We start from the raw sequence: 14,803 nt of genomic DNA, 5'->3' as shown, positions 1-14,803 counted from the left end.
TTTTACTCTATCTATTCTATTTTACACAAATCTATGAACGTTCCCAACTGGGGGGGCAAAATTGTAAACTTTTTCTATAATATTTTTAAAATATCAGTGAGTTAATTTATTATTTAATACTCTGTCGTTGACCCTTAATAGAGTAAAAATTATCTAGAGTCAACGATTTTTATATCTGCAGTTAATTGATAGCCTGAGATTGGTTTTTGAAATTTTTCTAAATATTGCAATTCTGAACAAACTGATGTATTTTATACTTAATGGTTTTAGAATATATAATGAGGAATTGTAATGTTTTTTGTTCTATCCAGTTAAATTTAATACGTTAGTATAAAGTTTGCTGTAGTTTATTTAAAGTGAAGAACAGGAAAAGAGATTTTATTTTGATAATATATTTGTTTAGTTAAAATGAATAAGGGGATAATTTATGATTAATAATATCGATTTACCTAAAGTAAAACAAAGGATAATGTTTATGCAGGATAACCTGGAAAAATTAAATAGACTGCGAAAAATTGATAGAGATATATTTGTAAAAGATTTTAGAAATGTAGATAGTGCCAAATATTTATTACAGGTGACAATTGAGGCAATGATTGATATAAGTAATCATATAATAGCTAGAAACAGGTGGGGAAGGCCGGAAACCAATAAGGAAAGCTTTGAGATACTTGCAGAGCATGGCATTATTGAAAAAAATATATAAATACCTACTTCACTATGGTAAAGTCTAGGAATAGAATTTTTTATATGTATTTTGATATTAACAATGGGATGATCTATGAGATAATTCAAAATAATTTAAGGGATCTTGAAGCTTTTATTAAAACGATAGTTAAAGATATCAGCCTTTAATTGAATTCAAAAAAATATATTGAAAATTGGTGGTGATAATTTGCTGAATATAGAAAATAAAATAGAAGATTTAAAAAGATTTTTTAGTAAGCAGCCTGATATTTTGGGGGTGTGGATAGTAGGGTCTTATGGAACTAAATACCAAAGAGAAGATAGTGACATTGACTTTGTTATACTTTTTGATAGAGATATAGATGATTTAGAAGAGATGAAATTTGCCTGTGATATTACAGAGATACTCAATATAGAAAATATCGACACTATAAATTTGAGAAAAGCACCAATCACTCTTCAATTTAAAGCTATAAAAGGTAGAAACTTATACGAGGCAGATTATATTAAAGTATGTGATTATATAGAATATGTAATAGATAATTATGGAGACAAGAAATATTATTTGGATAAATTTGAGAGGGATTATTTTGCAGCTCTTTAAAGAATCCAATCTTGTAGAGAAAAAGCAGAATGGGTTTAATATATAAGTAAGTCGAATAATGTATTTGTGAAAAAAACATCATATTTAACAAAAAAACTTCTGAGAAATTATTTTTTCAGAAGTTTTTTTAACTAGGGAAATATTTTAAATAATTTGTAATATTAGATATATTTATAAAGGATTTTGAATAATAGAATAGAATACTTAATATAGGAAAATAAATTTAATTAATATCACTAAATATTTTGTTTATAAAGTATTTTTGTAAAAATTAAGTGTTGGAGGTGAGATAAATATAAATGAATATACCTTTTATAACAGCTTATATAGGTTCAAGTTGTGAAAATGAAAATCAAAATGAATATTCTTCCATAGTTAAGAAGATTAATATAAAAGATGGTGATAATCCATTTGTAGTTTATTTAACATTTGATATTGATGGTAACGATATATATTTTGATGTTAAAGAGCCATATACTGAAGAGTCATGTTATAAATATTATTATTTTAAAAATAATCCTGCGGCGGCTGCACAATTTTATATGACTAGAGATATAAAAAGTTTAAATTATCTTTTGGGAAGTAGTTTTAGTGATTTATATAACTGTCTTAATAGATATGATATGGGAGAGTGCAAGTTAGCTGAATTGTTAAAACTTCTTGATAAAGGAAATTTGATTAAAATTAAAAATAAAAAGGGTCAGGGTAGTGTAAATTTAAACAAGATTAAGGGATATGAGGATAGAGATATTGTTTTAGAGCAAAAAAATTTATTTATTGATAAAAAGAAGGTAAGTTTTGATAATTTTGTTAGAGAATTTATAGATAACAATAATAAAAAAAATAAATTTACCATAATTGTTCCTACTATTGTTAAAGATAAAAATGAGATAATTATTTCTCAACATAAAGATTATCTAAAACTTATTAAAATTGCTTTGAATCTTGAAGATAATAATACCAAGAGAAAAGATAATAAAAGCAGAGTTTGTTATATTTGTGGTGAAAATGTAACAAATGTAAATTCTGAATATTCAGGGAAATTTACAAGGGTGAATATAAATAAAGTATTTACTATAACTACTAAAAACTATTCTCAGATAAGTAAAAATTTCAACCATGATGATAATTATTCATTTTGTCAGAATTGTTATAAAAAATTGATGCATGGGGCTAATATTATAAATCAAAAATTTGTTGGAAAGCTTGCGGGTGAATCCACATTTATTTTGCCGGAGGGGATAGATAATAATTTTGATTATGAAAAGATTTATAAACTAAAAAATAAGGTGGATTTATTGTTTAATGGTACAGAAGCCGAGGATTTCATTGAAAATACTAAGGATTCAAGTGTATTTGATGTTGTCAAATTCTATAGCGTTAATTTTATAGTATATAGAACAGATGGAAATTCGATTGATGTAATTGAAACTATAGAAGATGTACCAACACTCAGAATTGAAAAGATAATTCGATCTTTAAGCAATAATTCACTTAGATATGGAGAAAAAACTAATACTATGCATATAAGTGATGTATATAGAATAATTCCTGTACGTGAAGATAAAAAGCATAATCAGATAAATATTGGACGAGTCTTAGATTTATATAAATCAATTTTATGTGGTGAAATAATAGACAGCGAGAATATATATTCATATGCAAATGAAGCTATGGAAAAAGGCTGCAAACAATTGGACAAGAAATTAATGGATAATTATAGAAATATGAAATTACAGAATTATAAACGAAATGATTCAGGAAATTATAGGGATTATTTTATTCAAAATGTCACTATGAAATATATTGCATTTTTTAAATCATTACAGGAATTGAAATTATTAAATAAAGAAGTTTTTAACGGAGAGGAGAAGGATAAAATGGGTAATATAAATACTATATCAGATGATGTTAATAAGTCGGTAAATGAGATTGAAGAATTTTTGTATTCACAAAAGTTTTCAAATGATGCGAAAGCATTATTTTATTTAGGCATATTAATTGATAAAGTGGCTTATGAACAATGGAAACGTGGGCATAAGACCAAACCCATACTTAAGAAGATACAATTTCAGGGCATGAAGTGTTCAGAGATTTATAGATTATATAATGATGTTGTTGAAAGATTAAACCAGTATAATGCATTAGATATATTTAATGAAGCATATATGAATAGATTTCATTTATATTCTGGAACATTGGGTAAAAGATGGACATTGAGCGATCAGGCCAATGTATTTTATATTATGGCAGGATATTCTTACATGGTAGGTAATACAAAAAAACAAAATAAAGAATTAAAAGATAATGAAAGTGAGGGAAAATAGTTATGATTATTAACAATAACAGTGATTTTTTATTTGGATTTGAAGGAATATTTTCCAATTGTAACGGAGATCCTGATCAGGAGAATAAACCGAGGATGGATTATGAGACAAACACCTTACTTGTGAGTGATGCAAGAAGGAAAAGGGACATTAGGGATTTTCTCAAAAATAAAGGATTTTCTATATTTATAGATATGATTGATAATAAGAATGTTGATATGGATACGATGTTTGAACATATTAGAGATAGGTGGTTCAGTGATAATGGTAAAATTCAGGGACTTTTTAAGGAAAATGCTGAAGTGAAAAAAGCGTGGGATACATTAGGATATCCTGATAAAAATTTTAAGGAAAACTATGAAAAAGCGGCGAATGATAAAAAGAAAAAAAGGGAATTATCAAAATTTAATGATATTTTTTTAACAGAAATAGTCAAAAAAGAGCTGATTGATATAAGACTTTTTGGAAGTGCCATGGCAGTTAAAAATGTAAATAAAACATATACGGGACCTGTTCAAATGAATTGGGGATATTCACTCCATCCTGTGGAACTTGTTAAGTCCAATAGTATAACTTCAATAATGAATAATGATAACTCTACATTTGGAAATAAATATAAGATATATTATGCTCTTGTAGCCCATTATGGTACAGTAAATAAATATAGTGCAAAGAAGACAGGCATGACGGTTAAAGATCTGGACATATTCAGAAAAGCAATTGTTCAGAGTATCATGGCTAATAAAACGGATAGCAAGCAGGGCCAATTTCCATTATTTTATTTTGAAATAGTGTATAAACCTGAATTTGATGGATATCTTGGGGATTTGAGAAGGTTTATAAAAGTAACCTACGATGAAGACAAGCCTATAAGATCATTGAATGATTTAAAAGTAGATTTTGCTGAACTTTCCAATGTAATTGATCTTTTAAGAAGTAAGGGATATATAAAAGATATGGTAGGTTGGCTCAATCCAATTATAGATAAAAATAATTTTATAAATATTCCTAAATTTGAGGATGTAGATTTATTATCACCTGTAAAGAATATGGAGGAGTAATATTATGAAAATATTTTCTTTTTACCTAAAAGGGAAAATGGCCCATTTTAGAAAATATTATTCAAATTCAACTGCTTTATCTTATTATGTACCTCCAAGAACAACTGTGACAGGGATTATAGCTGGTTTAATTGGCTATGAAAGGGATACTTATTATCAGGATTTTTCTTTAGACGAGTGTGATATTGCGATTGCTATTTGCAATCCATTGAAAAAAATTATGCAGAAATTGAATTATCTTATGATTAAAGGAAAAAATGATTTTAATGGGAGTCAAGAGAATCACAGTCAGACAAATCTTGAATTTATTGTACCTCAAAATATAAGAGATAATTGTTTATGTTATCAAATATGGGTTCATCATAAGGATGATTTGATAATGAAAAAAATATTGAATATGTGTAGGTACAATGAACCTATATATTTGAGCAAGGGAATATCCATAGGATTAGGGACTGCTTTTAACCTTGGATGGATAGAGCCTTGTGGCATTTTTGAAGGTGAGCAGCATGAAGAGGAAATAAAAATGATGAATTCAATTATTCCGATGAATAGAAAACTGGAATTAATAATTGATGATGAAATGAATGAGCCATTGCAGCTTATTAAGGAAAAAATTCCTGCCGAGTTTGATAATAATAGGGAGATAACCCAAAATGGGTTAAATGATGTTTTGGTGAATTTGAATGGCACGACTATGAAGGTAAAAATAAATCAGTCTATAGAATTAAATGATGGTACTTCAATTGTATGGATAAATTGATTGGGAGTGATTAAACTGGAATATTATGCTCATTATGATAAAAATAAAAATACAAAACAACTGTTAAAGGAACATTTGAAATCCGTGGCTGAATTATCGAAATATCAGATACCTCCAACAGTAAATTTTGATGCCGTTTCCAATGGCAAAATGAAAGATCTATGCTATTGGATAGGATATCTGCACGATATGGGAAAATATACAAAATATTTTCAGGATTATCTTATTAAGGGTGAAGATTCTAGATTTAGGAGTCATGCACCTATTTCTGCTTGTATAGTTTATCTTTTTTTAAAAGATGAAGCTTTGGATACCAATAATAATTCAATTGAGGAAGAGATTTTAAAATTTTTATGTTATGTTGTGGTTAGACTTCACCATGAAGCTTTAAGAGTTAACAGTAGTTTATTTAGCATCAGTCGTGAAAATAGCGTATGGAATAATTTACTGACTGAAAGAGATAATTTATTTGAAAATAAAGCTCAAATATTAAAAGATAGTAATTTGAAAAGTGAAATAAAGGATAAATACTTTGAGATTGAAAAATTAAAAAAAGATAGGTTGTTTACTAGAATACCTACTTTTATAAATCAAGGAAGATTTAAAAAAGATTATTTGTTTTTCTTTATAATATATATTTTTTCTGTATTGATTGATAATGATAAGATAAATTCCTCACAGATTGATATTAATAAAGTTAAGAGGGTTTCTCCTGACAAAGTTGAAAAATATATAAATTCAAAGCCTGCCAATAGGGGTAAAATTGATTTGAATGATAAAAGGAATAAATCAAGAAAAACAATGATTAATGTAATAACTAGTCTTTCAGATGCTCAAATAGTCAATACAGGATTTTTCTTTATTACTGCACCGACTGGAATAGGTAAAACATTGTCATCACTTGAATGTGCACTTATACTTCAGAAAAGGATGAACAAAATTATGAATTATAATCCGAGAATTATATCTGCAATTCCATTTATAAATATTATTGAACAAAATAAAATAGAATATGAAAATGTTTTTGATAATGAGCTCAAACTGATTATTCATCATAGACTTTCGGATTTTTCAAATATCAAAAGCGGAAATAATAAGAATATGTCTCTTGATAAAGCATTGCTTGATGTAGAAGCATGGGATGGAGATGTTATACTTACAACATTTGTTCAATTTTTTCAATCTATATTTACGGGTAAAAATAGACCGCTTAAGAAGTTAAATAAGATGTCAGGAAGCATTATAATACTTGATGAAATTCAGGCAGTTCCGGAAAAATATATGCCGCTGATTGGGGCGGTTCTTAAAAAGGTGAATCAATATTATGGCACAAAATTTATATTGATGACTGCAACTCAGCCTAAAATTCTTGAATTCAGCAAATTGATTTTAAAAGATGAATCTGAAATTGACAATTCAATTCAATTACTTCCCGATTATAAGGATTATTTTCAGAGTTTACACAGAACTAAACTTATTCCCTTATTGAATAAAAAATTAACTAATGGTGAATTTGTATCTTTAATGTTTGAAAAATGGGATAATAAAAAATCAGTTTTGATTGTTGTAAATACAATAAAAAGAAGTATAGAAGTATATAACAAATTGAAAGGAAAAATTAAGGATACTGGAATAAATACAGAAGTATATTATTTGTCCACCAATATTATTCCACAACAAAGAAAAAAAGTTATTGGTTTACTAAAGAAAAAATTAAAAAGTAAAGTTCCTCTTATTTTGGTATCAACGCAAACTATAGAAGCAGGTGTCAATTTGGATTTTGATATGGGGTTTAGAGATTTTGCCCCTATATGTTCGTTAATACAAACTGCAGGCAGAATAAATAGGGAAGGTGAGAGGAAAGAATACTGTCCTTTATATATTGTACGGCTTGAAGATGACAACAGCTACGTATATCAACTAATGAATTTGAAATTGACAAAAGGTATTTTAAAAAAATATCCTGAAATTGATGAGGACAAATATGGTGAATTAACAGAAGAATATTATGATATGGAATTGAATGAGAGTGGATTTTATAAGGAATCAAAAACGATATGGAATGAAGGAATATTGAAATTAAATTTTGGTGTTATTGAAGAATTTAAGCTAATAGATAAACTAGAAGATGTAGTAGATGTATTTGTTGAAAAAGATACAAAAGCTTCTAAAATAGCAGATGCATATGAAGCAGTTTTAAAGTCTGGTGACAAAATTGATTATGATTTAAAAAATATTGGTATAGATAAAAATTTAGCGGATAAATATAGAAAGAAGATAAGTTTTTATGAAAAGAAAGCGCTTCTGAAATTGATTAACGGTAAATTGAGCGATTACATTATACAGGTTAGATTGACAAGAATTAAGGATAATAGACCTATTGAATTTAAGGCAAGAGGTGGAGCTGAATCTAATTTATTTTGGATTCCTAAAGATCAAATTGATCAGTATTATGATGAAAATACAGGGTATAAGAGAGAAAAAGGAGAAGATTTTTTCGTTATGTAGGGGTGATATTATGGAGGTCAATGGAACTATGCTTTGGTACTACAATGTGTGCAAGCGGGAAGTCTGGCTCATGTCCAGGGCTATAGTGCCTGATCAGCATGATGAAAATGTGGAAATAGGTCGTTTTATACATGAACGTACATATAAGAGAAACGACAAGGAAATCAGTTTCGGGAATGTCAAATTCGATGTGATTTTCAGGTCCAAAAATCAGATAACAATTGGTGAGACAAAGAAAACCTCTAAATATGCCGAGGCTTCAAAGTGGCAGCTCATGTATTATCTGAACCAGTTAAAGGAAGCGGGCATAGAGGCAAAGGGGATTTTATTATATCCGGAGGAGAAAAAGAGGACAGAAGTGAACCTGACTGATGAATCCCGGGAATGTCTTCAAAAAATGTGTCTGGATATAGAAAGAATATGTGAACTTAAACGTCCTCCTTCTGCTGAGAAGATACGGTTTTGCAGGAAGTGTGCTTATAGGGAATATTGTTATTCATAGGAGGTATAGATGAAAAAGGATATTTATATTTTTAGCGATGGGGATTTAAAGAGAAAAGATAATACCGTATATTTTGAAACTGGAGGCAGAAAGAAATATTTGCCTGTGGAGGAACTCAACAATATCTGGGTATTTGGCGAAATCAATTTGAATAAAAGATTTCTTGATTTTATATCCAGGAAGGAAATATGTGTACATTTTTTTAATTATTATGGATATTATACTGGGACTTTTTACCCGAGAGAGCATTTGAATTCCGGATACGTAATATTGAAGCAGGCGGAAAATTATCTTGATTATGAAAAAAGGCTTAAAATAGCCAAGATGATAATAGAGACCGCAGCGGAAAACATAATTGTGATTCTAAAATATTATAACAGCAGGGGCATGGATGTGGAACCAGAGCTCAAAGATATAGCGGAAAAGGAAAAATTCATGGAAAATTGTCAAACTATAGAGGAACTCATGGCAATTGAAGGCAACATGCGACAGGAATACTATGGATGTTTTTCAAAAATAATAAAGAATCCGGAATTTGCCTTTAAAGTCAGAAGCAAGCGTCCTCCAAGGGACAAGATAAATGCACTTATCAGCTTTGGAAACTCCATGATGTACACTACTGTTCTAGGTGAAATATACCAAACCCAGCTGGATCCGAGGATAGGCTACCTTCATTCTACAAACATGAGGCATTTTTCGCTCAACCTTGACATAGCTGAAATATTCAAGCCCATAATAGTGGACAGGACTATCTTTACTATTCTCAACAGGAATGAACTTACTGAAAAAGATTTTGAATCTGACTTCAACGGTATAATGTTAAATGATAAAGGAAGAAAAAAGTTTATAGAGGAATACAACAATAAGCTTTTAACCAGAATAAAGCATCCTAAAATAGGAACTACTGTCAGTTACAAACGTATAATAAGGCTTGAATTATACAAACTTCAAAAATATATAACTGAAGACGAGCCATATAACGGTTTTGTCGCGAGGTGGTAGCTGGTGTTTGTAATACTTGTTTATGATTTTGGAGAAAAGCGTGTGGGTCGTGCTCTCAAAACATGCAGAAAGTATTTAACCTGGGTCCAAAATTCTGTCTTTGAGGGAGATATAAGCATGGCTAATTTGAAAAAACTAAAGTGCCAACTTTCTGATATCATGGTGAACAGCGAAGATTCGGTGATAATATACACTTTTAAAAGTACGAGATATTCCAATAGAGAGGTTCTTGGAGTGTCAAAAAATCAGCAGGATATATTCCTGTAAAATTATCTGATTGATTTCTAAAAATATTTTTAATACTGTTCCAACTTTTAAATTGTTTTGTCGTCGACCCTGAATAGAGCAAAAATTACCGGGGGTCGACAATTTTTATATCTGCAGTTAATTGGCCGCCTGAGATTGATTTTTGAAGTCCTTCCAAAAATTTTCCTGTATATTGCAATTTTGGACAAGCTGGTGTATTCTATATTCGATGGGTTTTAGAATACCTAGTGAGGAATTGAAACTTTATATATCTTCTATCGAACATAGCGCCATTTTAAGGTTTTAGAATACCTAGTGAGGAATTGAAACTTTTTACACTCATTGTCAAGTTTTTTTGCTATTTTTGTTTTAGAATACCTAGTGAGGAATTGAAACCTGCTTGGGATGATATTCCCAACATTTCTCCTATTTGTTTTAGAATACCTAGTGAGGAATTGAAACTATTTCATCCTGGTATCAAATATTGAGAACAGCATTGTTTTAGAATACCTAGTGAGGAATTGAAACATGCATCCATACCATTACAAGGCTTAGAGCTTTTAGTTTTAGAATACCTAGTGAGGAATTGAAACATACAATTACATGTCTAAAATATAAAGTCTCCTATTGTTTTAGAATACCTAGTGAGGAATTGAAACTAGAATTGCCAATATCCCCGAAGATGCGGGGATTGGTTTTAGAATACCTAGTGAGGAATTGAAACAATACATAGGGAGTAAATATGGGATATGAAGTTTTGAGTTTTAGAATACCTAGTGAGGAATTGAAACAAAAGCACGTCTGGAGCGATTATAAAACCCATATATGTTTTAGAATACCTAGTGAGGAATTGAAACTATGGTACACGATGATTTAATGAGGCTGGCAATGAATGTTTTAGAATACCTAGTGAGGAATTGAAACTTTTTAAACTTAATTTAGCATCCCCGTTGTTTAGCGGTTTTAGAATACCTAGTGAGGAATTGAAACGTATTTGGAAATGAATGGAATCCAAATCACGTTGCACCGTTTTAGAATACCTAGTGAGGAATTGAAACCCATACTCCCTATTAAGATTTATGAAATCTCTCTGCAAGTTTTAGAATACCTAGTGAGGAATTGAAACCTGTGTAGGTAGTTAAATAAATAATTAAGGAGTGTATGTTTTAGAATACCTAGTGAGGAATTGAAACGAGAGTAATATAATTCAGGCTGCTAAAGATGCAGAAGTGTTTTAGAATACCTAGTGAGGAATTGAAACAAAGAAATATAACGTCTCAGGTCCACGACGATAACAAGTTTTAGAATACCTAGTGAGGAATTGAAACTATTTCCTATATCGTCGACGGGTTTGAAATGTTCCCTGGTTTTAGAATACCTAGTGAGGAATTGAAACTCGGCAGTTTTGTGGATACCTGCCAACCAAAATATGTTTTAGAATACCTAGTGAGGAATTGAAACTGCCATTGAATAAATTAAGTATGCCTTGAACTATAGGTTTTAGAATACCTAGTGAGGAATTGAAACAGAAAAATATTGCAGGACGATAAGGTGACGAACGCGTTTTAGAATACCTAGTGAGGAATTGAAACCAGCTGAAGAAATAAATGAAGCTACTATGAAACAATAGTTTTAGAATACCTAGTGAGGAATTGAAACTTGACTTCGTTGAAAACCTCGTTTAAGGCATTTACTAGTTTTAGAATACCTAGTGAGGAATTGAAACACCAAGTTCATATTCACATTCCCGTTTAAATTGCTTATGTTTTAGAATACCTAGTGAGGAATTGAAACGTATATTTTTCTATGCCAGCCGCGCCATACGCCAGTTTTAGAATACCTAGTGAGGAATTGAAACTTGACTTCGTTGAAAACCTCGTTTAAGGCATTTACTAGTTTTAGAATACCTAGTGAGGAATTGAAACCTGATATAGCAAAAGAGGAATCGGAGCTTCAAAACTTGTTTTAGAATACCTAGTGAGGAATTGAAACCAGGTCAGAAGATAGAAAATGTTATAGTGTCTACCGTTTTAGAATACCTAGTGAGGAATTGAAACTTGGTTGCCGGATACTCTTGGGAAGATTATATTTATGTTTTAGAATACCTAGTGAGGAATTGAAACTTTTACTGGCCGTAAGGGAAACTATCTTGGCATCCGGTTTTAGAATACCTAGTGAGGAATTGAAACAATGCTTCCCTGTATTTGTCCAGCGCCATTGTTTTCGTTTTAGAATACCTAGTGAGGAATTGAAACCTATATAGAAATAACAAACAAGGGTACGGAAAACCCAGAGTTTTAGAATACCTAGTGAGGAATTGAAACTGTTTTTTCTATCCTTCTTGGCGGCGGGCGTCGCCAGGTTTTAGAATACCTAGTGAGGAATTGAAACCCACGTCGGCATTTTCCTCTATTCCGCCGCTTTCTGTTTTAGAATACCTAGTGAGGAATTGAAACGTGGTAGACGGAGTGGCAGGCCCTGCAACCATGGCGGTTTTAGAATACCTAGTGAGGAATTGAAACTATTTTATCCCCTATATATATATTATCCCTTTTGGCGTTTTAGAATACCTAGTGAGGAATTGAAACCTATCACTAATACTTCCCATTGGATATCCAGCTTTTGTTTTAGAATACCTAGTGAGGAATTGAAACTTGTATTTTCATTTAAATATCCATGTACAGGAATTTTGGTTTTAGAATACCTAGTGAGGAATTGAAACATGGATTATTAGGCATTGTACCTGTAATAACTCCGGTTTTAGAATACCTAGTGAGGAATTGAAACCTGACTATTGCTATCGGTTCTTTGACGCTTACGCCGTGTTTTAGAATACCTAGTGAGGAATTGAAACCCTCCATATGACTTATATAAGGTAATTTTAAACTATGTTTTAGAATACCTAGTGAGGAATTGAAACCATCGAATCCATCAGGGCCCTCGAACGCCGCTATAAGTTTTAGAATACCTAGTGAGGAATTGAAACTATAAAAAATAGGGGCTAAAGCCTAGCTCCTACATAGTTTTAGAATACCTAGTGAGGAATTGAAACTTAGTTTTGCAAATGTGTCTACCCCCATAGCATAGGAGTTTTAGAATACCTAGTGAGGAATTGAAACCGCTGGGACTGTTCTTCTGTATCGACAAAGTAAACAGTTTTAGAATACCTAGTGAGGAATTGAAACAAAGTTCAATCCTGCTGTCATATTCATCTGTTGGGAGTTTTAGAATACCTAGTGAGGAATTGAAACCACCCCACGCATATTTGCCCATAGCTTTCTTCTTTATGTTTTAGAATACCTAGTGAGGAATTGAAACTATCTCTGCTCACCATACCAATCCCAGTCTTTTAAGACGTTTTAGAATACCTAGTGAGGAATTGAAACCCCTCGAGCTTTATAGCTGCCGTTTCAAGCGAGCCTTTGTTTTAGAATACCTAGTGAGGAATTGAAACCATATGCATAGGCATCAGTCAGCTTGGTTGCATTTTGTTTTAGAATACCTAGTGAGGAATTGAAACCCGGATCAGGCTATTCTTGGCGCTACCAGTGGTGGAAAGTTTTAGAATACCTAGTGAGGAATTGAAACTAAAACAGATAAATGATAGCTTTGTACAAAATACGTTTTAGAATACCTAGTGAGGAATTGAAACTAGGAGATGTGTTTCAACCTATAAATAGTAACAATATGTTTTAGAATACCTAGTGAGGAATTGAAACCTGCAACAGTAGCAGGAAGTGCAGATGTAATCAGTTCTGTTTTAGAATACCTAGTGAGGAATTGAAACTAGATGACTGCCCTATTGTTCCAGTACCAAGTGCAAGTTTTAGAATACCTAGTGAGGAATTGAAACACAATACAGCTTGGCGATTTGCCACTATATAAAAACGTTTTAGAATACCTAGTGAGGAATTGAAACCTCACTTCCCATATCCATATTTACACTTCTTTTTTGTTTTAGAATACCTAGTGAGGAATTGAAACTCTCTCAAGCCTGTAAACTGTCCAATACTTTCTGGGTTTTAGAATACCTAGTGAGGAATTGAAACTTTCATCTAAGGGGAATAATGTAACCCTATAACAAGTTTTAGAATACCTAGTGAGGAATTGAAACTCGCCATACAGCTTGGATAACTCCAATACCCTGGCGTTTTAGAATACCTAGTGAGGAATTGAAACAAAAAAATAATGCCAATATTCTATTGTTTTCGTAACGGTTTTAGAATACCTAGTGAGGAATTGAAACTATCTTTCCTTCTGCCTTGCTTCATACTTCTTAGTGTTTTAGAATACCTAGTGAGGAATTGAAACTGGAAAAGATATATCAGCTTCATATGAGCATGGAGGTTGTTTTAGAATACCTAGTGAGGAATTGAAACACAACACAATTCTGTGTTGCCCTTGTGTACCCCTCTACGTTTTAGAATACCTAGTGAGGAATTGAAACTGGTTTTGACAAGCTTGTCTATATCTATGTCATTTTTGTTTTAGAATACCTAGTGAGGAATTGAAACCCCGGAATATCGAAGGTAATAACAAATATCGTAAAGTTTTAGAATACCTAGTGAGGAATTGAAACATATCTGTAAGTGAATTCTCCTGTGCTAGGTAGACTAGTTTTAGAATACCTAGTGAGGAATTGAAACCATGGTGAATGGCGATAATGATGGAAAGTTCAGGGATAGTTTTAGAATACCTAGTGAGGAATTGAAACGAAATCCGGAATTTGGACAAATAAGAGTAATGACCAAAGAGTTTTAGAATACCTAGTGAGGAATTGAAACATTTCAGAAAGGAGATAACTCATCTCTAACCCAAAGTTTTAGAATACCTAGTGAGGAATTGAAACTCCGAATCCTGCCCATATTTCTGGAATTCCTTGGGGTTTTAGAATACCTAGTGAGGAATTGAAACCCCTGAAATACAAATAAGCGAACCCAACATAAAACCAGTTTTAGAATACCTAGTGAGGAATTGAAACCTTCGCTATAACTAAGTATATACTAGGATGATTATATAGTTTTAGAATACCTAGTGAGGAATTGAAACGAGAGATGCCTTAGTGTAAAATTACTGTAGGGTTATTTAAGATAAGAAATGGAA

At 31.3% G+C, this 14,803-nt stretch carries 10 protein-coding genes and 1 CRISPR repeat array; all 10 genes read left to right on the top strand.

The window, feature by feature from the left end; translation table 11 throughout:
• The first annotated feature begins 427 nt into the window (after window positions 1-427).
• The 10 genes from hepT (at window position 428) to cas2 (ending at window position 9,721) form a co-directional block, all read left to right on the top strand.
• Window positions 428-706, top strand: coding sequence for a type VII toxin-antitoxin system HepT family RNase toxin (gene hepT / locus AB8S09_RS15250; protein WP_369869483.1), 279 nt, complete (start codon window positions 428-430; stop codon window positions 704-706).
• Window positions 707-720: 14 nt separating this feature from the next.
• Window positions 721-855, top strand: coding sequence for a HepT-like ribonuclease domain-containing protein (locus AB8S09_RS15245; protein ID WP_369869482.1), 135 nt, complete (start codon window positions 721-723; stop codon window positions 853-855).
• Between the two features lie 40 nt (window positions 856-895).
• Window positions 896-1,291 (top strand): type VII toxin-antitoxin system MntA family adenylyltransferase antitoxin, encoded by a 396-nt coding sequence (mntA, locus tag AB8S09_RS15240; RefSeq protein WP_369869481.1) that lies wholly within the window; start codon window positions 896-898, stop codon window positions 1,289-1,291.
• Between the two features lie 299 nt (window positions 1,292-1,590).
• Window positions 1,591-3,618, top strand: a complete 2,028-nt coding sequence (locus tag AB8S09_RS15235; protein WP_369869480.1) for a TM1802 family CRISPR-associated protein — start codon at window positions 1,591-1,593, stop codon at window positions 3,616-3,618.
• Between the two features lie 2 nt (window positions 3,619-3,620).
• On the top strand, window positions 3,621-4,679 hold the full coding sequence (locus AB8S09_RS15230) for a CRISPR-associated protein (RefSeq protein ID WP_369869479.1): 1,059 nt from the start codon (window positions 3,621-3,623) through the stop codon (window positions 4,677-4,679).
• 4 nt (window positions 4,680-4,683) lie between these two features.
• Window positions 4,684-5,442: a CRISPR-associated protein Cas5 gene (gene cas5, locus AB8S09_RS15225; protein ID WP_369869478.1), complete on the top strand. Its 759-nt coding sequence runs from the start codon at window positions 4,684-4,686 to the stop codon at window positions 5,440-5,442.
• A 6-nt stretch (window positions 5,443-5,448) separates the two neighbouring features.
• Window positions 5,449-7,950: a CRISPR-associated helicase Cas3' gene (gene cas3, locus AB8S09_RS15220; RefSeq protein ID WP_369869476.1), complete on the top strand. Its 2,502-nt coding sequence runs from the start codon at window positions 5,449-5,451 to the stop codon at window positions 7,948-7,950.
• A 10-nt stretch (window positions 7,951-7,960) separates the two neighbouring features.
• Window positions 7,961-8,452, top strand: a complete 492-nt coding sequence (gene cas4, locus AB8S09_RS15215; RefSeq protein ID WP_369869475.1) for a CRISPR-associated protein Cas4 — start codon at window positions 7,961-7,963, stop codon at window positions 8,450-8,452.
• A 9-nt stretch (window positions 8,453-8,461) separates the two neighbouring features.
• Window positions 8,462-9,454, top strand: a complete 993-nt coding sequence (cas1b, locus tag AB8S09_RS15210; RefSeq protein WP_369869474.1) for a type I-B CRISPR-associated endonuclease Cas1b — start codon at window positions 8,462-8,464, stop codon at window positions 9,452-9,454.
• Window positions 9,455-9,457: 3 nt separating this feature from the next.
• Window positions 9,458-9,721 (top strand): CRISPR-associated endonuclease Cas2, encoded by a 264-nt coding sequence (gene cas2 / locus AB8S09_RS15205; protein ID WP_150358642.1) that lies wholly within the window; start codon window positions 9,458-9,460, stop codon window positions 9,719-9,721.
• 212 nt (window positions 9,722-9,933) lie between these two features.
• A CRISPR array of direct repeats spans window positions 9,934-14,749; the repeat unit is 30 nt; unit sequence GTTTTAGAATACCTAGTGAGGAATTGAAAC.
• Window positions 14,750-14,803: the final 54 nt, after the last annotated feature.

It is taken from the genome of Clostridium lapidicellarium (assembly GCF_041224415.1).
Lineage (GTDB): Bacteria > Bacillota > Clostridia > Clostridiales > Clostridiaceae > Clostridium_B > Clostridium_B lapidicellarium.
The sequence above is the reverse complement of the archived record's forward strand: the minus strand, read 5'-3'. Positions and strand labels throughout refer to the sequence as shown.